Origin of the sequence: Calothrix sp. 336/3 (assembly GCF_000734895.2) — a bacterium.
In the GTDB taxonomy this organism is placed as follows: domain Bacteria; phylum Cyanobacteriota; class Cyanobacteriia; order Cyanobacteriales; family Nostocaceae; genus 336-3.
This window is the reverse complement of the sequence record NZ_CP011382.1, coordinates 6,150,901-6,173,622: the sequence shown is the minus strand read 5'-3', so window position 1 is coordinate 6,173,622 and position 22,722 is coordinate 6,150,901. Positions and strand designations below refer to the sequence as shown.

General features: G+C 41.1%; 18 protein-coding genes, 1 pseudogene and 1 CRISPR repeat array (1 of these 20 only partly in view). Of the genes and pseudogenes, 11 read left to right on the top strand and 8 right to left on the bottom strand.

The features are described from left to right. Positions 1–26: direct repeats of the CRISPR family, unit length 36 nt (it extends 814 nt beyond the left edge of the window). A 403-nt stretch (positions 27–429) separates the two neighbouring features. From IJ00_RS25835 to IJ00_RS25825, 3 genes are all read left to right on the top strand, one after another. After that, entirely contained in the window at positions 430–738 is a 309-nt protein-coding gene (locus IJ00_RS25835; RefSeq protein ID WP_035158150.1) for an antibiotic biosynthesis monooxygenase, read from the top strand. A gap of 445 nt (positions 739–1,183) precedes the next feature. Beyond that, positions 1,184–2,689 carry a pyruvate kinase gene (locus IJ00_RS25830; RefSeq protein WP_238178398.1) on the top strand — a complete coding sequence of 502 codons (1,506 nt, stop codon included), beginning with the start codon at positions 1,184–1,186 and terminating at the stop codon, positions 2,687–2,689. Between the two features lie 296 nt (positions 2,690–2,985). Next, positions 2,986–4,431: a pentapeptide repeat-containing protein gene (locus tag IJ00_RS25825; RefSeq protein WP_052754540.1), complete on the top strand. Its 1,446-nt coding sequence runs from the start codon at positions 2,986–2,988 to the stop codon at positions 4,429–4,431. A 96-nt stretch (positions 4,432–4,527) separates the two neighbouring features. Here the strand turns inward: IJ00_RS25825 and fetB are convergent, their stop codons facing one another. Continuing rightward, positions 4,528–5,307: an iron export ABC transporter permease subunit FetB gene (gene fetB / locus IJ00_RS25820; protein ID WP_035158148.1), complete on the bottom strand. Its 780-nt coding sequence runs from the start codon at positions 5,305–5,307 to the stop codon at positions 4,528–4,530. 320 nt (positions 5,308–5,627) lie between these two features. Here fetB and IJ00_RS25815 point away from each other — a divergent pair, with 320 nt between their 5' ends. Then, positions 5,628–6,749 carry a DegT/DnrJ/EryC1/StrS aminotransferase family protein gene (locus tag IJ00_RS25815; RefSeq protein WP_035158147.1) on the top strand — a complete coding sequence of 374 codons (1,122 nt, stop codon included), beginning with the start codon at positions 5,628–5,630 and terminating at the stop codon, positions 6,747–6,749. Between the two features lie 60 nt (positions 6,750–6,809). Here IJ00_RS25815 and IJ00_RS25810 read toward each other — a convergent pair whose 3' ends face one another. From IJ00_RS25810 to IJ00_RS25800, 3 genes are all read right to left on the bottom strand, one after another. After that, on the bottom strand, positions 6,810–7,547 hold the full coding sequence (locus IJ00_RS25810) for a DUF561 domain-containing protein (RefSeq protein ID WP_046815068.1): 738 nt from the start codon (positions 7,545–7,547) through the stop codon (positions 6,810–6,812). A gap of 169 nt (positions 7,548–7,716) precedes the next feature. Beyond that, complete coding sequence (locus IJ00_RS25805) at positions 7,717–9,069, bottom strand: DUF3370 domain-containing protein (RefSeq protein ID WP_035158145.1); 1,353 nt, start codon at positions 9,067–9,069, stop codon at positions 7,717–7,719. A 40-nt stretch (positions 9,070–9,109) separates the two neighbouring features. Next, on the bottom strand, positions 9,110–9,622 hold the full coding sequence (locus tag IJ00_RS25800) for a peptidase C15 (RefSeq protein ID WP_035158144.1): 513 nt from the start codon (positions 9,620–9,622) through the stop codon (positions 9,110–9,112). A gap of 60 nt (positions 9,623–9,682) precedes the next feature. On the opposite strand from IJ00_RS25800, the gene hisH reads away from it, so the two are divergent. Next, positions 9,683–10,318 carry an imidazole glycerol phosphate synthase subunit HisH gene (gene hisH / locus IJ00_RS25795; protein ID WP_035158143.1) on the top strand — a complete coding sequence of 212 codons (636 nt, stop codon included), beginning with the start codon at positions 9,683–9,685 and terminating at the stop codon, positions 10,316–10,318. A 463-nt stretch (positions 10,319–10,781) separates the two neighbouring features. Then, positions 10,782–10,991, top strand: a pseudogene (locus tag IJ00_RS25790) (DUF2887 domain-containing protein); the annotation flags it as partial. A gap of 173 nt (positions 10,992–11,164) precedes the next feature. Here IJ00_RS25790 and IJ00_RS25785 read toward each other — a convergent pair. The 3 genes from IJ00_RS25785 to IJ00_RS25775 all read right to left on the bottom strand — a co-directional run bounded on the left by IJ00_RS25785 (position 11,165) and on the right by IJ00_RS25775 (position 15,882). Continuing rightward, on the bottom strand, positions 11,165–13,765 hold the full coding sequence (locus IJ00_RS25785) for a GAF domain-containing protein (protein ID WP_035158141.1): 2,601 nt from the start codon (positions 13,763–13,765) through the stop codon (positions 11,165–11,167). 296 nt (positions 13,766–14,061) lie between these two features. Further along, complete coding sequence (locus IJ00_RS25780) at positions 14,062–14,562, bottom strand: chemotaxis protein CheW (RefSeq protein WP_052754539.1); 501 nt, start codon at positions 14,560–14,562, stop codon at positions 14,062–14,064. Positions 14,563–14,805: 243 nt separating this feature from the next. Then, positions 14,806–15,882: a response regulator gene (locus IJ00_RS25775; RefSeq protein ID WP_035158140.1), complete on the bottom strand. Its 1,077-nt coding sequence runs from the start codon at positions 15,880–15,882 to the stop codon at positions 14,806–14,808. Positions 15,883–16,194: 312 nt separating this feature from the next. On the opposite strand from IJ00_RS25775, the gene IJ00_RS29305 reads away from it, so the two are divergent. Continuing rightward, entirely contained in the window at positions 16,195–16,338 is a 144-nt protein-coding gene (locus tag IJ00_RS29305; protein ID WP_168163529.1) for a hypothetical protein, read from the top strand. A 359-nt stretch (positions 16,339–16,697) separates the two neighbouring features. Next, complete coding sequence (locus tag IJ00_RS25770) at positions 16,698–17,624, top strand: RluA family pseudouridine synthase (protein ID WP_035158139.1); 927 nt, start codon at positions 16,698–16,700, stop codon at positions 17,622–17,624. A gap of 201 nt (positions 17,625–17,825) precedes the next feature. Here IJ00_RS25770 and IJ00_RS25765 read toward each other — a convergent pair whose 3' ends face one another. Further along, on the bottom strand, positions 17,826–18,449 hold the full coding sequence (locus IJ00_RS25765; protein ID WP_035159651.1) for a TetR/AcrR family transcriptional regulator: 624 nt from the start codon (positions 18,447–18,449) through the stop codon (positions 17,826–17,828). Between the two features lie 375 nt (positions 18,450–18,824). Between IJ00_RS25765 and IJ00_RS25760 the strand changes: the two genes are divergently transcribed. From IJ00_RS25760 to IJ00_RS25750, 3 genes are all read left to right on the top strand, one after another. Continuing rightward, positions 18,825–20,234, top strand: a complete 1,410-nt coding sequence (locus tag IJ00_RS25760; RefSeq protein WP_035158138.1) for an ABC exporter membrane fusion protein — start codon at positions 18,825–18,827, stop codon at positions 20,232–20,234. Between the two features lie 73 nt (positions 20,235–20,307). Continuing rightward, complete coding sequence (gene devC, locus IJ00_RS25755) at positions 20,308–21,486, top strand: ABC transporter permease DevC (RefSeq protein ID WP_035158137.1); 1,179 nt, start codon at positions 20,308–20,310, stop codon at positions 21,484–21,486. A 72-nt stretch (positions 21,487–21,558) separates the two neighbouring features. After that, on the top strand, positions 21,559–22,275 hold the full coding sequence (locus IJ00_RS25750; RefSeq protein WP_035158136.1) for a DevA family ABC transporter ATP-binding protein: 717 nt from the start codon (positions 21,559–21,561) through the stop codon (positions 22,273–22,275). The last annotated feature ends 447 nt before the right edge of the window (positions 22,276–22,722 follow it).

Below are 22,722 nucleotides of genomic sequence, written 5' to 3'. Positions count from 1 at the left end.
GCGAACGGGAATCAGTTAGTTTCAAGTCCAGCACCTGAAACCCTTACAGAACAATAGTTCTACAAGCAGTTTTGCCAGGTCGAAAAAATGACCTCCTTTCAGCCACACTTATTGATATTAATAATCAATAGTCAGGAATAACAAAACGCTGTAATTATTATGTTGTCAAGGTTCTGTTGATTCTGCCGGGACTCCCAGGTTTTCGCCTGTACTTTGCCCTGGCAAACACTAATTTAATGGCATAACAATAGAATAATTGTTTACCTGATGTCGAGAGTATAGCAATAATTTGTAATATGATTGCAGGTGCATTAATTCATGCTTGTCTGGGCTGTAGGTGAAAGCGAATCTTGCATTTTCGATAATAGTTAGATTGCAAATATGCTGTAAAGTTGTGATTATTCAGTGGTGTAGACAAGCTGAAAAGCTATGATTACATTTGTGAACGTTTTTACCGTCTTGCCTGACAAGCAGCAAGTTGCCTTTGAAGTTGTCTCTAGGGTTTATACAGAAGTGGTTAAACAACAACCTGGTTTTATCGAAGCCAAGGTACTTGTAAGTGATGATGGTACGAGAGTTACTGCTGTTGCTTTGTGGGAAAGCGAAGAACACCTGGCTGCGATGAGGCAAACTCCAGGTTTTAAAGAATTGCACAATGCAGAGTTTAAGAATGCCGTTGTTAGTAATGATGGGCACGTTTACAGTACTGCCATGGAAGTTCGCCCGTCAGGGTATTAAATTAATTGGTAGTTTTTAAATAAGTTCAGAATTCCCACCTTTAATATATACATAGATTGTGCCTAAAGTGGGGCGATCGCCTGATGAATTCCATCTAATTTTTAACTCAACTAGGATGGCGCAAGAATGTAATTTTGCTGTCAATCAAATGATGCCTCTGAAATTGGGAATACTTATTTTATAAGGACTCCAGCATCTGGATGGGTTTGATAATTTTCGTGAAATGGTATAGATAGCGTATTTCCCGATGGGGGGTACGACAGTGAAAGCTAACATTAACTAGGATTAAATGTTGGCTTTTATTTTGTAACTGAACCTGATTTAAAGCAACAGTAATCGAGTAACTGAGTCAGACTTTATGCAGTTTACAACTTCAAACTCGAACGCTAGGACACAGAACAGTCAGGCGTTTGGCACACTTAGTAATCTCTCAAGTCCACATAATTTGTTATCGACTCTGCAAGAACTTCGCCAAACTGTGGAAACTGAAGGACAAGCCACCTTTAACTGCTGGAAACCACACATTAACCGTTCTGAGTTTCTTGCTAGTGCCTTGAATTTAGCTGAATATCTAGCTTTACGCCAGCATGATCTCCGCTCCCTGCAAGCTGCACTGATGCCTTGGGGTTTATCCTCCCTAGGACGGATTGAAGCACGGGTAATACCCAATCTAGATGCTGTCATTGCAAGCTTGGAAGTCATTTGTGGCTCTAAGTCTGCCCAGCACCTCAACCGTCCACCTATCGAGTTCTTTTTTGAGGGCGATCGCTTACTACAAAAACACACCGAAGAATTATTTGGTCAGTCTCCATCCCAACGTCGGGTCAGGATTATGGTGACACTACCCACGGAAGCTGCCACCGACTATGAAATGGTGCGAGAAATTATACAACGTGGGGCAAACTGTGTGCGAATTAACTGCGCCCACGATACAACTGAAGTTTGGGGGAGGATGATCGATAATGTTCGGCGAGCAGAACAGGAAACAGGAAAATCTTGTAAGGTAATGATGGACTTGGCAGGTTTGAAAATCCGCACAGGGCAGGTACTTACACCACCGGATAAAAAACGGGTGTTCAAAGGGGATCATATCCTGCTGTCGCGATGTGAACCTGAACTCGAAAGTGAGTTACAGACAGTTGAGTCCATCCCATCACCCATAGACTATTTCCAAACTTGCTGTACAGTTCCCGAAATTCTCGATTTATTAACTGTTGACACCCCGGTATATATTGATGATGGCAAGATTCGGACTCGCGTAGTTGATACCCATTACCCAGTAGCCAATGGACAACCAGGACTTTTATTACAAGTTACCCATGTTAGCCCCAAAGGACTCAAACTCAGACCAGAAAAGGGCTTGAATTTTCCAAAAACAGTATTACCCCTGAGTCCACTGACTGAAAAAGATTTATCCGACTTGGATTTTGTTGCCACCCATGCAGATATTATTGGCTACTCTTTTGTACAAAGGTCTGCTGATATTGAGTTACTCCAACAAGAATTGGACAAGCGCTGTGAGGGACTAGCAACTCGACCCGCAATTGTAGCAAAGATTGAGACGGCGATCGCGGTTTCCAATCTACCAGAATTAATCATCCATGCCGCAGGGAAACAATCATTTGGGGTTATGATTGCCAGAGGCGATTTAGCTGTGGAAATTGGATACCAGCGTTTAACAGAAATTCAGGAAGAAATTCTTTGGCTTTGCGAAGCTGCCCATGTTCCCGTAATTTGGGCAACCCAAGTATTAGAAAGTTTGGTAAAAGAAGGCACACCTTCGAGGGGAGAAATGACGGATGCGGCAATGGCTGAACGTGCTGAGTGTGTGATGTTAAATAAGGGACCGTTTATTGCTGAAGCAATCACCATTTTGGACGATGTTCTCACACGTATGGCAACCCACCAATTGAAAAAAACGCCACAGTTGCGGGCGCTCCATTCTTGGTAATTTTTTTCACAACCTGTAATCACAGAATAAGAAAGAATGGCGTTGCTGATTGCAATATGAATTTTGTTTCACACAAAGGCGCAGGGGCGCGAAGAATCTACAATTTGGATTTTGAAAACATTAATTTTCATACCCTATTAAGCAACGCCTAAAGAACCAGTAAGAACTACCTAATCATCTACTTTGGTTAAATATCGACTGGTAAATTCTCTGAGAATAATTAATTTTTATTTGTATAATTTACGAAATACACTACTGAAATAGTGTATTCAAGTGGTGATGCTTTTTCGTATTTCATGAAAATAACTAAAGATATTTTTAAGCCCTTGCCCGCTAAGGTTCTTTTACGACTATTTTTCGCAATTAGCGTCATTAGTATTCCTGTTCTCTACCAATTTAACTGGAGTGGTTTTGGAGAAGATTCAAATAAATCAAAAAGTATAGAGAAAACAATAAAAGACGGAAAGATTATCAGTGTCAAGGAAACTGAAACTGAACATTTTCAATCAGGAAAGACGCTTTGGGATTGGTTAGGGCTAGCTGGTACTTTGGCAATTCCAGTTGTGCTATTTCAGTTTCAAGCTAGCGAACAACGACGAGCAGAGAAACGAGCGTTTGTTGAAAAAGAGCAAGCTGAACAACTAGCAAAAGTTGAGAAGCAACAGGCTGAACAAAGAGAAAAAGTTGAAAAAGATATTGCTGAAGCTAATTTACGTGAAGAGGCTTTTCAGGATTACATTGACAGGATGTCAGAAATCTTAATTAATAGGAGAAGTCGCTCTGAATTGTTTCTTGATACAAATGAAAAAAGTAATCATGCAAATGCAGATAATTGCGTACGAGATGTTGCACGCATAAGAACAGTAACTATATTGCGACGGTTAGAAAATGATACAGAACGTCAAAACAGGGTTTTACATTTTATAAGTGACACCGAACTTTTACAATTTCTGTTAAAAACTGCTAACCTTAGTGGCATTAACCTTAGTGATGCCAATCTGAGTGGTGCTAATCTGAGCGGTGCTAACCTGAGTAATGCGAATCTGAGCGGTGCTAACCTTAGTGATGCTAATCTGAGCGGTGCTAACCTGAGTAATATTATTCTCAATGATGCAAATCTTACCAATTCAAATCTTTTCAATGCAAATCTTACTAATGCAAATCTTACCAATGCAAATCTTGAAAACTCATGTATACAAAATACAATATTTATAAATGCTGATTTAAGTAATACAATACTTGTAAGTGCCAGAACATGGGATGAAGAGGAAATTGATAATAATTTTGAATTAATATCTATAGATGATGGATATAGTCCTCCTTATCAATATGAAAAGTTTTATTATACAGATTTTTCCGGAGCAAAACTAACTAATGCTAACTTGGTATCTACTAATTTTACATCTGTGAAGAATTTGACCCCAGAACAAATAAAAGAAGCTAAAAATTGGTATGAAGCTATATATAATAAAAAATTATTTGATAAGTTAGGATTGCCAAAATCATTACGATCCATAGTGGATTCTAAGCCTAGAGATTTTGATGAGGATGTTTATCTCGAAAAACTTATTGGCTGTCAAGTTGAAGTAAGGCAGTACATTGACAACGAAACAAAAACAACTACTAGAGGAGAAATAACTGGGTTTAGTACATCAAATAGTCGTGTCAATGTCAAAACTGTAAATGGAGAGAATTTAGAAGAACTCTCCCTATACGAAATTTACATTTACATGACTGAGTAAAATAAAAGCTTTAACCGAATTTATTGGAGTTTAATCTAATATTTAAAATAAGTTTTTCTTAATGACATACAGAACAAAGCGTAGAATTTGCTGTATTTAAACTTTATTTTTCAGTTGGGCTGCGGAATTAAAAAATTGTTGGCTCACCCCTTGAGTCAGTAAAATAGTAGTCAAGATATTACTAAACACTATCATCAGTAAAACCAGAATTTGATAGGATGCGGCATCAAGGGGATTAATTCCGCTGAGTAATTGACCAGTGGTAAATTCAGGAATAGCTACCATAGCAATTATCATCATTTGATTCAGGGTTGGTATGACTCCTGCGCGTATAGCATCCTTGCGGTAACGAGAGACAGCTTGCTGGGGAGTTGCACCCAAACAGAGATGGGTTTCAATTTCTGCCTGATTTGAGGAAATAGTACTTACAAGTCTTTCACCAGCGATCGCCGCAGCACTCATCGCATTTGCCAGAATCAACCCAAATAGGGGGATTAAATAGCGAGGTGCATACCATCTTTCCGGTTGCAGAATCACATAATTGGTATAAATTAGCGTCAAAATAGTACTAAATATCAGGGAACCCCACACCCAAGGTAACAGGGGTAGTTTGGCAGAAATGCGATTTTTCGTGGCGATCGCCGCAAATGTCAACAAAGTCAACAAGAATCCGACAACAGCAACAGGGTGATTGAGCGCAAAGGTGAAATCTAACAAATAACCTAAGACAGCTAACTGTAAGAGACTCCTGCCCACCGCCACAAGTATATTCAACTCTAAGCCAATTTTTGCCCATAGGGACAAAGCCACAGCTGCGAGGATAAATCCCAAGGCACTAATTAAATCTATAATATCTAGCTTGATAAGTTCTGACATTCTACCGGGGGAATCAGGAATCGAAGGTGGGAACAAAGAGGATTAGGAAAAAATCTCACCTATCACCCCTTGGTTGCTATATTATCTTTTACTTTCACAAAAAATTACCTGAGATGATGCTTTAATCTTTACACCACCCTCAAGAATAGGTGAGTATGAGCAAATAGCCGCTTTTTGGTGACTCTCTCCCCATATTTCGGAAAACCAACCCCTTGTCACTGAGTATTCAGGACAACATAATTGCCGTAGCGAGTTGATTGACAATGCAATCATTAACAATTCAGCTTTGGCATCTATACTTCATCAGAAAATAAAATCTCATGATTCAAAGTGTAAATTCCATCCCTGCGTTTGATAATCGCCAACAATATACCACCATCGCTGCCGAAGTTAGTGCTGTGGTGTTAGAGATTCTGGCTTCTGGACGTTATATTGGTGGTGCTGTTGTAGAAAATTTCGAGCAGCAGTTTGCCGCTTATCATCATGTAAGTAATTGCATTGCTTGTAACTCCGGTACGGATGCTCTCTATTTGGCATTACGTGCTTTTGATATTGGTGCAGGTGATGAAGTCATCACTACTCCTTTTACCTTCATTGCGACTGCGGAAGTGATTAGCGCAGTTGGAGCCAAACCTGTATTTGTTGATATTGATGCAACTACTTTTAATTTAGATGTGCAACAGGTAGCAGCAGCAATTACTCCCCAAACTAAGGCGATTATCCCAGTGCATCTATTTGGGCAACCTGTGGATATGACAAGTTTAATGGCTGTTGCGATCGCCCATAATTTAATTGTCATTGAAGACTGCGCCCAATCCACGGGAGCAAAATGGCAAGGGGAACGGGTTGGTAGTATTGGACACATTGGTTGTTTTAGTTTCTACCCGACAAAAAATTTAGGGGGATGTGGTGATGGTGGGGCAATAACAACCAATAATTCTGAAATAGCTGCCAAGTTGAGAGTTTTGAAAGAACATGGGCAAACGACTCGATATATCCATGCAGAAATCGGTGTTAATAGTCGTTTAGATGCAATTCAAGCGGCGATTCTGACGATTAAATTACAGCATTTGGATAGTTGGAACGAGAAAAGACAGGCGATCGCCAGCCGTTATCATGAATTTCTCTCTGCAATTTCTGGTATTACTATTCCCCAGGAATTGTCTGGGGGTGAAGGTGTGTGGAATCAATACACCATTCGTGTGCTGGATGAGCGCAGGGATTGGCTACGCAACCAACTCCAGGAACGAGGAATTAATACTATGGTTTATTATCCCCGTCCTTTACACCTGCAACCTGTATACGAAAGCCTAGGTTATCAAGTAGGGCAATTACCAATATCGGAGCAGGGAGCAAATGAAGTTTTATCCTTGCCGATGTTCCCAGAATTATCTGAGGAGCAACAACAACAGGTAATTTATAGCTTAAAGGATTGTTTTTAGTCGTTCCTTCCAAGATTGTGGCACAGGCATTGTGCCTGTGCGATATTCCCCAAGGAATACTTACACCTTAGTCTGTACTGGGGTTGCTAATGCTTCCACTAAACTCCGCACAGCAGCAATCATTGCCACTTCGCTATTGAGTTGATTGATGGCAGAACCGACACCAACACCCGCAGCACCAGCCGCGATCGCCAAGGGTGCGGTAACATTGGAAATACCGGAAGCACAAAGCACAGGTACTGAGACGACACGGGAAATTTCATAGGCTGCCGCTAGGGTAGGAGCAGCTTTTTCCATTAAACCCAAGGTTCCCCCGTGGCTGGGTTGACTGCTTGTACCACCTTCGGTTTGAATGATGTCAGCCCCCGCTTTCACCAAATCCTCAGCCAGTTGTACCTGTTGATCTAAAGTCAAAATATGGGGAACAGTCACCGACAAGGTAATTTCTGGCAGCAAGGAGCGAGTCTGGTAAGTTAAAGCTAACACTTCCTCCGCTTCAAATCTCCGCCCCTGGGCATAAAAAGCATCAAAATTACCAATCTCAATCAAATCTGCACCTGCTGCCACTGCGGGCACAAATTTTTCAGCCTCTACAGCAGATACACATATTGGTAAATTTGTCAATCCCTTCGCTAATTGCACTAACGTGACATCTGCTGCAATATCCAGAAACGTTGCACCACCGTAATGTGCAGCTTTTACTGTTGCCGCTACACGTTCTGCGTCAAAATTATGTAAACCGCTAATCACTTTCAGAGCGCGACGGCTAGCAAATGCACTTTGCAAAGAAGGATGCATCATAGGTCAATTTGGCAAAACTATCAAAGTATAAATATTCTCACATTCCGAGCCTGTTTCTGTCTGCCTGGTTCACGGAAATTTGGAATATGTAGCAATTTTCAAACTTCAGTTCAGAATTGTGGGGAAATAGGAAAAATACCCCGCCTTCCGCTTCGATTTGCGTTCCTTAGTTCCTATCTGTTGTTACAGTTAATACTTGCGGTGGTGTAGCATCCGGTGGGTAGAGTAAATCCACTTCCACCAGTCGTTTGTCCCCTGGTTTCATCTGCAAGGTTGCGAGAGCTTCCCCTGGTTGCCCGCGTTTTTGTACTAAGTGGAAAAACTTATCCTGGAGTTCTCCCTGGTCATTTTTATAACTTAGCTTGACCGTACCTCGGAAGAAGGTTTGCTTGGCAGGTGTACTGAAGAAGCGCAAACCACCTTTTTTCAGGTTTTCCTCTTTGATAGGTGTTTGCAAGGAAATTGTCACTTTTTGATTTGATTGTGTTTTGTTATACAAAGGCAGCTTGAGGCTATATTGAATACCATAGTTACCATGGGCACGGTAAGCGGTATCGGGGTAACGGGCTAACATGGGCGCACTTTGCACCTGTCCCGTACCAAGGGTACCTCCATCAACGGTGCTGAGAGCGTAGGAATAAGCTTGACCAGCTTGGGGGATGGTAAGATATTTGACTTGGGGATTATCCGTAATAAAAGCTCGCCATCGGGAACCCTGGGCGACACCAGCGACACGACCATAGATAATAGGTGTTTGACCTGGGGGTGTGGGTACCTTATCTCTGGGTGTGGATAAATCGCCGCTATTTAAGAGATTTTGCCATTCTTGGACATTGGGCGATCGCTCTGTACCATCAGAATTAGTGGGAGCAAACATCGCCATACTCGCCGCATAGACTTTACCACTACTCCATAAACGCATCAAGGCAGAGCGACCATTGAGAGGTGGGTTGAGTCCCTTCACGGGAATGGGTGCATTCATCACCATCTGACTACTTTGGGGAGGGATGGTAATTTCGGCAGGAAAATTATTTTGTCGTTGTCCTCTGAGTACCTCATTCATGACGCGATCGCCAGGTCCAGCAAAGACATTTCCTAACCAATTATCGCTGAAACTGGGTAACTGAATAAAAGGTGCATCCGGTTGACTTAAATAACTCGCTGCTTGGAAAACCTTGACTTTTACAGGTTTTCTCCCCGGATTATGCAGCATCACACCTAAATATAATGTCCTTAAATTATCCGGTGAGGGAGCTTCCGCGATGTGGTGGGCAAAAATATCAAATCTGCCACGAAAGGGAAAATTCAGGTGTGCAGTGGGTGCTTTCTTACCTTGGGAGGGAAAAGTTGAAAGTAAAATACCTTCTTCTAATACCTTTTCGGGACTATTACTATTAAAAGTTGGGATAATATCCAATTTTCCAGGAAGAGGTAGTACCTCTTGAATCTGGATAATTTCCTCCCCGATGGGTTGAATATTTGATTGGGCGATGGGCAGAATCAGTAAGAATGGCAACATATACTTACATACTTTTTTCCTCATCCAGACGTAATCCAATTTACGAAAGTGCCAACTGGTGAATAATTAATAGAAAATCGCGGGTAATCTCAGATAAGTTATCCTCAGTCAAAATAGGAACGTGGACAAAAATGCAGGGGACTTTGATTTGCTGCCTATTCAGGTAATCTAACACGGAATAATATAGACCTTCACAGATAAATTTACCGCAGTCGTGACTGATTCCGACATTCTCGGAGAGGGCGAGCAAATTTTGTAAATCCACCGTTGTTTGTAAAACTGCCTCACCACAACTCGCATTTGATTCTACCGTTAATTGCGATCGCTTTTCTGCCATGCCACAACAGATAATAGCCTGGGGTTGGAGTTCGCGGATTTTTTCGATTACCTGAGAACTAGCTAGGGCAATATCTACTGGTAGAAGTCTCAGACAAGTTAAATCATGAGATATTCCCTCAAGTTTACTCACCTGAGTCAACAAATCATCAGAGGAATTTGATTGGTGATGGGGCAACCAAATATCAAAAGAAGTTAATAGAAATCTTTTCGACATAGGAATTATTATTTAAAATAGAATTACCCTCCATAATAATTTGAACGGGAGCAGGTAAAAATGGCGGTGATTGCAGTCGTTGATTACGACATGGGTAACTTGCATTCAGTCTGTAAAGGTTTAGAAAGAGCTGGTGCAACACCTAAAATTACAGATTCGGCACGGGAAATGGAACTAGCAGATGCTGTTCTTTTGCCCGGTGTGGGTGCTTTTGACCCAGCAGTTCAACACTTAAGGTCGCGTGGTTTAGAACAACCCATCAAAGCGGCAATATCTTCTGGCAAACCTTTTTTAGGTATCTGCTTAGGACTGCAAATTCTCTTTGAATCTTCCGAGGAAGGACATGAACCTGGACTCGGAATTATTAAAGGTAAGGTGCGTCGTTTCCGTCCCGAACCGGGAATTACAATTCCCCATATGGGTTGGAATCAGCTGGAATTTACCCAACCAAAATGTTTGCTTTGGGAATATTTAGCACCCCATCCTTGGGTGTATTTTGTTCATTCTTTCTATGTTGACCCCCTGGATACTACGGTGCGTGCTGCTACTGTCACCCATGGCAGTCAATCTATCACTGCCGCAGTTGCTCGTGATAATTTAGTTGCAGTCCAATTTCACCCCGAAAAATCTTCTAATATCGGGTTACAAATTCTCTCGAATTTTGTTGCCCAGGTGCGAGAAGAAATTGCTGCGTGACGTTGGTATTTCTCAGATTATGCTTACCGATGTTGAATAATTTATGCTTGAAAAGTGATTTCCCCAAGCTTTTGGCTGTGATAGGGAATCAAAAATGATGACTTTTTTCAAGGAAAAATTTGCAGTTTGACATCTATCTGTTTCCCAGAATTGATTCGTGGGTTAAAAAATTAGTGCATTTAAGCTATGACTCCCTTGACACGTCAAAGATGAAATTGGGGTCTATATTTGGTTTGTAGCTTCATTCTTGGTTCTGCTCACTCCCGAAAAGTATTTATTGATAAACTCCTCAATCGGCAAAAGAATGCCGGGAATATTGGCGATCGCTGCGTTCATCTGTACTAACTCACACAAACCTATGGGCGTATATACTGAGTAAGCTTAATTACACTTAGTAACAGATTGATGTGGGCGGTATGGTAAATTGGGGAATTATCAGCCTCTGCCTAAAATACTTCAGTGAGTGAAAACAGATAGCATATTTTATCGCCTATTTCAAGAGTTTCCCAATATTTTCTTTGAATTGATTGGTAATTCTGCCGCAACTGCTACAGGATATGAATTCTCATCAGTGGAAGTTAAGCAAACAGCTTTTCGTATTGACGGTGTATTTCTTCCAGACGTAGAGGAAAAACCAATTTACTTTGTCGAAATTCAGTTTGCCCAGGAGTTAGAATTGACTGTTGAAGAGGTGACACAAGCTGCACAACAACAGTCAACCCCTTAAAAAAATCAAAATGACAATCCTCACTATTCAGTTACTAAACTGTTCACTGAAGGGGCTTGTATCTTTTTCTTTTTCGGGCAAAGCTTGCTAGTAAGAGATTATTTTAATCTCCAGTCGAATTAACTAATCTTGTAATTACCGACACTACTTTGTAATAAATGGTAGACTTCCAAAGTTTTATGTAAGGATGCAGAGACTTTGCGAGCGGAGGTTCCCGTCATTTCTGATACCTTTGCCATATCTTTCATCAGGTTAGTTATTTCCTTAGAGGTTTGTACCTGGGAAACCGTAGCCAGGGAAATTGACTGCACTAACTCATCAATTTGTTGACATACATCGAGAATTTGCGTCAAGCTATGTTTGCTATCTTCTACAAGTCGTGTAACTTCCATTACCTGACTATTGCTTAATTCTAAGGACTGAACTACTGCTTGAGCTTCCTGTTGAATATTGGCTACAATCCCGTCTATCTCGACCGTTGCGGCAGCACTCTTGGCGGCGAGGGTGGCAACTTCTTCGGACACTAGAATAAAGCCTTGGTGATTATCGCTACTACGACTGGCTTCAATGCCGGCATTAATTGCGAGGAGGTTGGTTTGCAGGGATAGTTGGTGGATAAGGGAGGTGACACGGGAAATTTGTTGACAGGATTCGCCGAGGTGTTTAGCTTTCTTGGCGGTGTCAGCCATATTTTCCCGCAAATTATAGATATTTTCGACGCTTAAATCAATGGCTGTATGCCCCATTTCTCCAGTGGGGGTGGTACTGCGGGCGATCGCTGCGGCTAATCTAGCACTTTTGGCGACGGTTTTCATGGCTAAGCGCATTTGCTCGATGGTGTCGAGGGTGCGGGTAATTTCCTGGGTTTGTTTGAAACCATCAATGGCTAATTGCCCAATGGAGCCAGAATTATCGGCGATCGCGGTATTTAATTGTGTTGCTGCAACTTTTACCAAGGAAACGATTTCTCGTAAATTTTCGATGATGGTGTTACAGAAATCTGCCACGACTGCAATTTCTCCCTCTTGAGGTTGCACTTGCACTGTTAAATCACCCCGTTGGGCTTTAGATATATAGTGGGTGAGGTGCTGGATTTGTTGTTGCAGTTGTTGAGTTTGCTGGTGTTGTTGTTGGGAAGCTAATTCTGCGATGGAGAGAGCTTTGGCATTTTTTTCGAGGAGACTTGCCCGCTCTAAGGCTAATCCTACCATCCGGGCGAACTGTTCAAACAGGGCAATTTCTGATTCTTGCCAAACGCGGGTACGGGTACATTGTTGAGCTACCAGTAATCCTAGGAGGCGATCGCCTAGTAAAATAGGTGCGGCTAAATTGGCTTTTACCCCGGAGGATTGCCAAGATGCTTGATAGATATTTTGGTTTGCTAACACACCTCCTTGGCGATATTTTTCTAACTCCTGGGCAAAACTCCCATAATCTAGGGTATTGTGGCTCGGTGGAATTCCCTTTTCCAAGGATTCTGCCAAAATACTAGCTTGCCATTGCTCATCAAATTGATAAATCTCGACTCGCTCTACCTTCAAAGCTTGACGAATATTCTGTACCGCTAAATTATAAATACCTTGGGCGCTGAATGTGCCGGAAAGATGGATAGCAAAGTCTTTAAGTGCTTGGGTAACTTCTAGGAGGTTGACTCGCTCTAAAGCTAAACCAATTTGCACAGCTAATTGCCGTAAAAAGTTAATTTCAAAAGGTTGCCAGACATGGGGTGCCCAACAATAGTGTGCCATTAAAAAGCCAAAGATTTGATTGTCTTTGAGGATAGGAACAACTAAACTGGCTTTAACTTGGAGTCGCTCCATGAATTTTAAATGTTCAGGAGCAAAGTTTGCCTCTTGTAAATTGCTGACAGCGATCGCCCCATTAATTGTGTATGCTTCGATTAATTCCCTGGCAATGGCAGAGTCTTCAATTGTCTCTCCCCAGGTGACTGGTAAACCAGGAGCTGCGGATTCGGCAACTACTTGCCCCCGACCGTGGTTATTAAAATGATATATAATTACTCGGTGCGCCCCTAATGCTTGTCTTACCTCTGCCACGGCAGTATCAAATAAATCTGCGGTATTGGCAGACTGGCGAATGGCGATGAGAATATTTGTAAAGCTTTTGAGTCTTTCCGCTTCAGCTTTTTGTTTGCGTAATAAATCTTGTATTTGGTCTGCCATCCGGTTGATACTAGCTCCTAAGGTGGCAACCTCGTCTTCTCCCTGTACTAAAATCCGCGCATCTAAATTACCCTTGGCGAGTTTTTTGACTGCTAAGGTGGCTGCTTGAATCGGTAAAGTCAAACGATTAGCTAAAATTGCCGCGATCGCTCCCACTAACAAAGCAGTCATTAAGGTTCCCATAGTCAGGGTGAGAAGTAATTCCTGCTGGGTGGCAACCATCCGACTGTGGTTATTTGGCAAACCTTGGGAAGTCTTCTCTGTCTTGATTTGGCTAATTTCCTGGGAAATTGACTTATTTACCAGATAGTAGGTAAATCCTCCTACCCCTAATACAGGTAAGGTTGAGATGGCAACAGCAACGGCGATCGCCTTGGTGCGTAAACTCGCTTGCTTTACCCAAGTTAACAGATAATTCACAGGGGAATAATCAGCATAATTACTCCTCTGAATTACTGTTTCAGTCTCGTGGGAATTTACCTTAGGAGTCGGTTGAAAATTTCCGTTTCTATTCTCTACTTCGATTCTGGTAATCATCAAGCTATTCTCTAGATGGATGGGCGGAAATTAGCAAAAGTGAAGTTATTTCCAGAATAATTCACTAATTATCTTTGATTGCATAGAATTAGATTTATTTAATTTGCAAAAATGATACAGCAATGATAATGGTTAAGAGCATTAGTCTGTTGCACAAATCAGATTTATATTGGTAATATCTTGCTCCCGAATCCGCAGAAAATGAACTATAAGCTCGCACTGCAAAAAACAAATTTAAACATTTTCCATATTCTTTAATAGTTGCCTAGGCTACAAAAAATATTTCAAAATCAAAACTATCTTTGATGTAAAATAGGTGACTGCATCATCGCTGCGACATCAAAAATCAGAAAATTTTCTTCTGCTTGTTGGCAATATCCTCGAATATAGGGAGAAAGATGGCTATCAACTTTCCCATGATGACTATCTAAATTTTCTGTGAATAGTCTTGTTGTTCCTTTTAACTCTGGTACAACTAAACCAAATACACCTTGTTCACAATTAATCACCACCACGTTATACATTTTCTGCTTGCCATGATAAAGTTCTAAACCCAACATTTTTGGCAAATCAACTAACCAGATAATCCGACTGTGCCAATTCATCAAACCCAGAACACAACTAGGCATATTGGGGATAATTGTTAGCGATTCTAATCCCACTACTATTACTTCTTGAACCTGTTCGACGGGGAAAGCTCCCATAAACTGAGGACTTAATTTAACTTTTAGATATCCTGTATTTAAATCACGAATCTCTGAAGTCAATAAGGTATCTTTAGATGTATGAATAATCATATAGTTATCCTAATAATTTATTGCATAATTTGTGACGAGTAAAAATATGTACTAGGAGCGTCTCGCTCCCTAATTTAAGAAGCGGGTAAGCTGATTTTAAGAAGTAGGAAAGCACGCCCTCGAAGGAAGTGAAGTGATGCCCGCACTACAGTAAACTAGAAAATTAGACTGATAAATTAATCTCCTGACTCCTGACTAATTACTCCTGACTCCTTACTCATTACTCCTGACTCATTTCGCTCTTCATGATTGCAGATTTTGAAAGATAACTTTTATTAACTCTGCCTGGGTAAATGGCTTACTTAAATAACCGGAAGCACGGACAATTTTGGCTCTAGCTCTATCAATAAAACCAGTTCTCCCTGTCACCATAATAATTGGAGTTCCTTTGAAATGATTGTGCTTACGCAACAGGGAACATAACTCATAACCGTCTAAATTAGGCATTTCAATATCCAGCAGGATAATATCAGGTTTTAAGCGAATCATCTGCATTAATGCTTTGAGTGGATCGCTAATTCCTACCACGGAAAATAATTGATCATCTAAAAAATATGTAATCGCTTTAATCACCGTGGGATTATCATCAATACAGATAATTGTGTACTGTGCTGTTTCCTCAGTTTTCCTAACTTTTTTGATGTCTGCTCTTATCTTTGCTGTCTTGTCTTTAACTGCTGTTTCTGGAGGAGATTGTGCTGATGGATAGGAAATTTGGGGAAATTTAGCCCTAAGGGGAGCAGAAGGGTTACTCTGCTGGTGAGAGTTATTATTTGCTGTCTTCTGTCGTTGACGTGCCATTCTTTGCAAACTTTGCTCTACAAGCAATCGCACATCCAAATAACAAAATTTGGGCATTTCATCCAAAAAACTCTCCGTCGTGAACTCATAACTACCTTCACGAACTCTTAAAAAAGATTCTAGGGTTTCCACCGCTAACTGCTCAATCAAGATTCCTGCTTGGTTAACAGTCAATAACTTCTGATTGACTAACCAACAAATAGCCAGGTAATCTGGATTCGGTATGGCTTGGTGATCTATCCCTGTTTCAAATATTGCTCGTAATTGTTCCCTGATTCCTGTGGGAAGAGTCGGAACTTTCTCACTCAAATCATGTAAGTTTCGATACAATATTTCAAACATCTTGTCGATATGACTAGCATAAATTAATCTTCCATCTTGGATGTATATTGACCAAGAGGCTGATGCTGTAAAGACTTGCAGACAACCACTGGTAGACTTGCTAGATACTTTTTTCAATAGAGTTAGTGGTTGCAGTGCCTGATAAAACCGATATCTATTAATAGGAAGTATCTTCATGTCTAGGGTGCAAGAATGGAATTAATCTATACAATGAATGCAAGTAAGTTGCTTGTTATCACTGAGTTGACAGCAAATTAATTGCTATACCCATAAGCAAATAATCTCTTCTGAATATGAGCAGGAGAATAAAAAGTGTTGTTCACTACATTCCTCCAATCCTGTTAAAGCTTCGACTTCGCTCAGCTTTAATCCTATCCCCTCAGTCTAACTTAAATTCCTGGTCAATTTATGCCTTACCGGATTGAGGGTAGATATGGTGATACTTTACACAACATCTTGCCTATGTAAGTCATCATAGTGATATCGACAGTGACCACTAATGATAAATTAGGCAATATTCCCTATCCTCAAATTTGGGTATTTCTGTTGAGTGATGGCAAGATTCAAGGATATAGAATGACAAAGATAAACATCAAGGGAATGATGGTAGATGATGAGTACAAGACTTGCTAATATTTAGATTACAACAATTCTGTCAGAAAAAATCAAAGATATATGAAAACAGTTTTAATTAATTAAGAGAAATATGAATTAGATATAAACATGATTTCTGCAACTAAATGTATGATGATATGGTTTCTCTTTTGCAAGATATCAATCAATACATGGGGGTGTATTTGTAAAAAAATGCTTGCAGATTGTTCAAGACCAATAAATATCATCATGGTGGTTAAATATCTGGTCGATTTTTGTGAAGACAGATACTCAGACTAGGCAAGAAAAGCTGTCCGTATCAGTAAATCATGTCAAAAAAACTTAAAAAAAATCTGCCAAAGTGCCAAGGTAAAGTAAAATCTCAAATTGCAAATTGAATGAATGAATTTTATTTAGAAGTCGCAACTCAGGGGGAACGTTTAGATAAATATCTTACCCAGGAGTTATCAGACTTATCTCGTTCCCGTATCCAGCAACTGATTGAGCAGGGGAATGTGCAATTGAATGGGGAGATTTGCACTTCTAAAAAAATGTTGGTAAATTTGGGCGATCGCCTGTCTCTTTCTATCCCCACACCCGAACCCCTAGAATTGCTCGCAGAAGACATTCCCCTGGATATTCTCTATGAAGATGAGCAATTACTGATTCTCAATAAACCTGCGGGGTTAGTTGTCCATCCCGCTCCTGGTCATGCAGATGGTACTCTAGTGAATGCACTCCTAGCCCATTGTCCGAACTTACCGGGGATTGGAGGGGTACAACGTCCAGGTATTGTTCACCGTTTGGATAAAGACACTACAGGGGCGATCGCGATCGCCAAAACCGAACTAGCTCACCAACATCTACAAGCACAACTCAAGGCAAAAACTGCCCGTCGAGAATATCTGGGGGTAATTTACGGAGTTCCTAAGGATACAAGTGGCTCAATAGATTTACCGATTGGTCGTCATCCGATAGATAGGAAAAAAATGGCTATAGTGCCCGTTGAAAAGGGCGGAAGGTCTGCCATTACTCACTGGCAGGTTGAAGAGCGTATGGGAAATTATACATTAGTTTTGTTTCGACTAGAAACTGGACGCACCCATCAAATTCGTGTTCATAGTTCCCAACTGGGGCATCCAATTGTGGGCGATCAGCTTTATGGTTCCGGTCGTTCCGTGGGCGTTAACCTCCCAGGGCAAGCACTGCACGCTTGGAAGCTACAACTTCAGCATCCCATTTCTGGAGAATTAATTCAAGCGATCGCCACCCCTCCCCCCAGTTTTACCACCCTACTTGATGTATTACGTCGCCGCAACAATTAGCATCCAGATTACCCATTGCCTGCAACACCATATAGGGGAAAATAAATTACAGGATTGAACAACAGATGAGTTGCTGTAATTGCAGAACTGCCTTTTCCCAATAGAGGCAACAGTATACAAAACTGTTTTCTCAATCCTGAGCTACTGAAAACATGAAAGAGGTGGGAAAACTCCCCCTCCTTCATTTCTCTCAACCATATTTCAGGCTGATTCTTCACGGTTTTTACAAATCAAATCAAACAAAGCATTGATAATGCGATCGCCATCCATGGGGAAAATATCTTTGCCGTGGAGCATTTCCTGGGTCATCATGAAATGTACTAAACTACCCACTATCACCTGAGCGGTTGCTTCTGGATCGGATATTTTTAAATCTGGATGCTCTAGGAATTTACAGAGAATGGGTAAGGAAGGTTTCATCACATACTGTACCCATGCTTGAGCCAATTCTGGAAAACGTCCCGACTCACCAATTAACACCCGCATAAACGCACGATGTTCGTCATCCTGCATCATTCTGTCTAAACCATTCACCATCAGTTGCCTCAGCAACATATAGGGATCACCCTCCGACGGTAAACTGCCAAACACAGCTTGACATTTTTGTTCGGCGATTTGCTGAATTAAACTTTCAAATAAACTTTTCTTATCTTGAAAATAGCTATAAACAGTAGCTTTCGATACTCCTGCGGCAGATGCAACCTTATCCATGCTTGTACCAGCATAGCCATGTACCAAAAACTCCTGCATTGCCCCTTGAAGTATTTGGTCTACCTTGTCTGCGGAATTAGTGCGTTCTATATCTGTTATTTTACTGCGTGTCATATTCATATGCTTATTATCCCTAAATCATGCCAAATAGTTGAATAAATTTAATTCTCTTCACTCACAATTCATTTTTTGCCTTCTCCTAGGGATTTTACTGTCACCTTCCCCTATATCAAGTTCTACATTTTTACATGGAGTGGTTATCTCAGAGCAAGGATAAGGATTGGAAACAGGCTATGAATCAAGCTTTCCTGCTCTTGAATTCTAATCATCTCAAGGTCTTGGGTAATTCCCCTTGACTAAACTAGTCGGTTTAGTTTAGATTAATTCTAGCAGAACTAAACTGTTTAGTTTCATGCTTCAGCAGATGCCGGGGATTTTTAGCTATCTGCGACCGGTAGCTAAAAGTTCTCTTTTTCCGAGGGGAATTGTATGACACAAAACTTAAAGTTTGAGGGTGGTTCGTTCCAGTCAATTTTCCGCTCACCCGTAGCACTAGCGATTACAGCAGCATTAATTACCAGTTCTATTAGTGCTTATACTTTTCTAGGCTCTCGCAGTGCGCAGAAACAGAAGGCTGAAGTTCCTTTGGTAGAGCAAGAGGTAAAAACAGTTACAGCTCTAGGAAGATTAGAGCCGAAAGAGAAAGTCATTAAGCTATCTGCACCTAGTAGTACTGAAGGCAATCGGGTAGAAAAATTATTAGTTAAAGAAGGGGATAGGGTAAAAGTTGGGCAAGTTGTGGCAATTTTAGATAGCCGCGATCGCCTACAAGCTGCCCTACAAGAAGCGAAAGAACAGGTAAAAGTTGCCCAAGCAAATTTAGCTCAGGTGAAAGCAGGGGCAAAGCTAGGAGAAATTCAAGCCCAGAAAGCGGAAATCTCCCGTAGCAAAGCCCAATCCTTAGGTGATGCTCAAGCCCAAAGAGAAACTTTAGCAAGACTAGAGGCACAATGGGAAGGAGATAAATCAGCCCAAAGGGCTACCCTGGCAAGGTTACAGGCACAGTGGGAGGGCGATACTGCGGCTCAGAAAGCCACCATTAGAAAGTTGCAAGCAGAAGTCAATAATGCCCAAGCAGAGTATCAGAGATACGAGAAATTATACAAAGAAGGGGCAATTTCCCAGTCGCAGTACGATACCAAGCGCTTGAATGTGGATACCCTGACACAACAACTTCAGGAAGGGCAGGTAGTACTGCAACGAATTGATACCACAGGGAAAAAACAAATCAGCGAAGCGCAAACTAATTTAGCACGGGTGACAGCCACTGGTGGCAAGCAAATTAACGAAGCCAGGGCAGTACTGACAAGAATTGAGACAACTGGTACAGAGCAAGTATCATCTGCTCAGGCGACTCTGAATAAAATTGCAGAAATTCGCCCCACAGACATTACAGCTGCTCAAGCGGAATTAGACAAGGCGATCGCCTCCGTGAAACGTGCAGAAGCAAACCTAGCCCAAGCTTATGTGCGATCGCCCCAGGAAGGAGTCATATTTGAAATTCATACCCGTCCGGGAGAAATAGTTTCCAGTAACGGTATTGTAGACATGGGCGGTACAAATCAGATGTATGCCGTTGCCGAAGTCTATCAAAGCGATATCAGCAAAGTCAAACCGGGGCAAATAGTACGCTTGACGAGTGATTCCATCCCTGGAGAATTGCAAGGTAAGGTAGATAGAATTGGCTGGCAAGTGAAGCGTCAAAATATTATTAACGCCGATCCCAGCGATAATATTGACTCTCGAATTATTGAAGTACACATCAAATTAGATGCAGCATCCACAGAGAAAGCTGCCAAATTCACTAATCTGCAAATTAAGGCAGTAATTGAGCAGTGAGTAATGGGTAATGAGTAATGAGTAAGACTTCTGCTTCTTACCCCTACTTGCGCTCCCTAATTGAGGAATAACTATGATTGGCTTAATTAATCAAATTCAGCGACGTACTCCCCTCGGATGGTTGCAGTTAAGTAAAGAAAGAAGTCGTTTTTTAGTGGCATTATCAGGAGTTGCCTTTGCTGATGTGCTGATGTTTATGCAGTTGGGTTTTCAGGATGCATTGTATAAAAGTGCAACTCGTCTCCACGAGGATTTACAGGCAGATGTGGTGATTGTTGGCAAACAAGCTCGCAACCTATCAGATATGTCTACCTTCACTCGCAGACGTTTATTTCAAGCGATGGATGTGGAGGGAGTCAAATCCGCAGAAGCAATGTATGTCAATAATATTACTTGGAAAAATCCTGAAACTCGCAAAGAAACAGGAATGTTAGTTGTGGGATTTAATCCTGACAAATCAGCTTTTAACATTCCGGAAGTCAACCGTCAGCTAAACGTGATGAAATTGCCCGACACCTACCTGTTTGATGGAGCATCACGGGGAGATTATAAACAGGCGATCGCCCAACTGCAAATAGGAAAGTCTGTGAAGACGGAAATTGAGCGACGCACCATTACCATTGCAGGTATGTTCAAAGTCGGTGCATCTTTTGCCGCAGATGGTAGCCTATTCACAAGTGATCAGAATTTTCTCAGACTCTTTGGCAAACGAGATGCGGGAAGTGTCAGTATTGGGTTAATTCAACTCCAACCAGGTTACGAACCGGAAAAGGTAGCAGCAAGTTTAAAACAATACTTGCCTCAGGATGATATTAAAGTTCTTACCAAGGCAGAATTTATCGCCTTTGAAAAAGATTATTGGCAAAAAAATACAGCTATTGGTTTTATTTTTACCCTAGGTGTCACCATGGGGTTTCTAGTCGGAATAATTATTGTATATCAAGTCCTTTCTACAGATGTTAATGCCCATATGAAGGAATATGCTACTTTTAAAGCCATAGGATATAACAATGCCTATTTATTAGGTGTAGTTTTTGAAGAGGCTTTAATTTTAGCGATTTTAGGCTTCATTCCTGGTGCTGCTGTATCTACAGGTTTATATGCATTGACACGGAATGCGACTAACTTACCCCTATTTATGACTGTAGCTAGGGCAATTCAAGTTTTAATTTTAACATTTATTATGTGTATTATTTCTGGGGCTGTGGCTACGAGAAAAGTCCAATCTGCCGACCCCGCAGATATGTTTTAAATGCTATGTCTAAACTTGAAAATAAAATATATATCTTTTATTAATCATCGATAATTTGTGTAGGAGAAAATGATGTATAATCCCAATTCAACAGTTATCTCCGTCACCAACCTCAATCATTTTTTTGGTAGTGGGCAATTACGCAAACAAGTTTTATTTGATATTAATCTCAACATCCAAGCCGGGGAGATTATTATTATGACAGGTCCCTCTGGCTCAGGTAAAACAACCTTACTCACCTTAGTCGGAGGTTTACGTTCTGCCCAATCTGGTAGCTTACAAATATTAGGTGAAGAACTGTGTGGAGCTAGTGCCAAACAATTAACCGCAGCACGTAAAAGCCATGGATATATTTTCCAAGCACATAATTTACACGGTAGTCTAACGGCAATTCAAAATGTACGCATGGGGTTAGAAGTCCATCGGGGAATTCCTGTCAAGGAGATGATGCAACGTTCCCAGGCAATGTTAGAGTTAGTTGGACTTGGCGATCGCGCAAATTACTATCCTGATAATTTATCTGGAGGGCAAAAACAACGGGTGGCGATCGCTAGAGCATTAGTCAATCAACCCAAAATAGTCTTAGCTGATGAACCAACTGCTGCTTTAGATAAAAAATCTGGGCGAGATGTGGTGGAATTAATGCAGAAATTAGCTAAAGAACAAGGCTGTACAATCCTCTTAGTCACCCACGATAATCGGATTTTAGATATTGCCGATAGAATTATTTATATGGAAGATGGCAATCTAGTAAGTGATGGGGTTGATGCTTTAGCAGCCGTACACTAGTACCGATACGCGGAATTCGTAATTCGCAATTCGTAATTATACCGATTCAAAAAATACCCCACCCGCCCTATCGGGCACTCTCCCCGATTTCGGGGAGGGGTTTTGTCCATGTGTCGTATGTTGTTTCAAATTGGTATTACTTTGCTGCAAGTGTTTCAGACATTTGGAATGGGTGGTTCATTTCAGCCGCCCTGTACTAGTAGCTTATCTCCAAAAAAATGTTATCACTGATGGTTGGGAAAATATAACAGCAAGTCAGCAAGTATATGTGTTATGGGATACATTAAAAAATCTTGTCTCTTGTCTTCTTGATAACTCAGAGCAGGCAAGGATGTATCATGGGCACAACAGCTTGGACTAAGTTATACAATATTGATTTTGTCAGGATGGTGATAGAGCTATGCTCCACCAAAGTGGCGATAGAGCTAGTACTCAGATCCCCGATAT

Coding starts and splice junctions, on each gene's coding strand:
- IJ00_RS25835 (WP_035158150.1), top strand. CDS start 430: ATGATTACATTTGTGAACGTTTTTACCGTCTTGCCTGACAAGCAGCAA.
- IJ00_RS25825 (WP_052754540.1), top strand. CDS start 2,986: ATGAAAATAACTAAAGATATTTTTAAGCCCTTGCCCGCTAAGGTTCTT.
- fetB (WP_035158148.1), bottom strand. CDS start 5,307: ATGTCAGAACTTATCAAGCTAGATATTATAGATTTAATTAGTGCCTTG.
- IJ00_RS25815 (WP_035158147.1), top strand. CDS start 5,628: ATGATTCAAAGTGTAAATTCCATCCCTGCGTTTGATAATCGCCAACAA.
- IJ00_RS25810 (WP_046815068.1), bottom strand. CDS start 7,547: ATGCATCCTTCTTTGCAAAGTGCATTTGCTAGCCGTCGCGCTCTGAAA.
- IJ00_RS25805 (WP_035158145.1), bottom strand. CDS start 9,069: ATGTTGCCATTCTTACTGATTCTGCCCATCGCCCAATCAAATATTCAA.
- IJ00_RS25800 (WP_035158144.1), bottom strand. CDS start 9,622: ATGTCGAAAAGATTTCTATTAACTTCTTTTGATATTTGGTTGCCCCAT.
- hisH (WP_035158143.1), top strand. CDS start 9,683: ATGGCGGTGATTGCAGTCGTTGATTACGACATGGGTAACTTGCATTCA.
- IJ00_RS25785 (WP_035158141.1), bottom strand. CDS start 13,765: ATGATTACCAGAATCGAAGTAGAGAATAGAAACGGAAATTTTCAACCG.
- IJ00_RS25780 (WP_052754539.1), bottom strand. CDS start 14,562: ATGATTATTCATACATCTAAAGATACCTTATTGACTTCAGAGATTCGT.
- IJ00_RS25775 (WP_035158140.1), bottom strand. CDS start 15,882: ATGAAGATACTTCCTATTAATAGATATCGGTTTTATCAGGCACTGCAA.
- IJ00_RS25770 (WP_035158139.1), top strand. CDS start 16,698: ATGAATGAATTTTATTTAGAAGTCGCAACTCAGGGGGAACGTTTAGAT.
- IJ00_RS25765 (WP_035159651.1), bottom strand. CDS start 18,449: ATGACACGCAGTAAAATAACAGATATAGAACGCACTAATTCCGCAGAC.
- IJ00_RS25760 (WP_035158138.1), top strand. CDS start 18,825: ATGACACAAAACTTAAAGTTTGAGGGTGGTTCGTTCCAGTCAATTTTC.
- devC (WP_035158137.1), top strand. CDS start 20,308: ATGATTGGCTTAATTAATCAAATTCAGCGACGTACTCCCCTCGGATGG.
- IJ00_RS25750 (WP_035158136.1), top strand. CDS start 21,559: ATGTATAATCCCAATTCAACAGTTATCTCCGTCACCAACCTCAATCAT.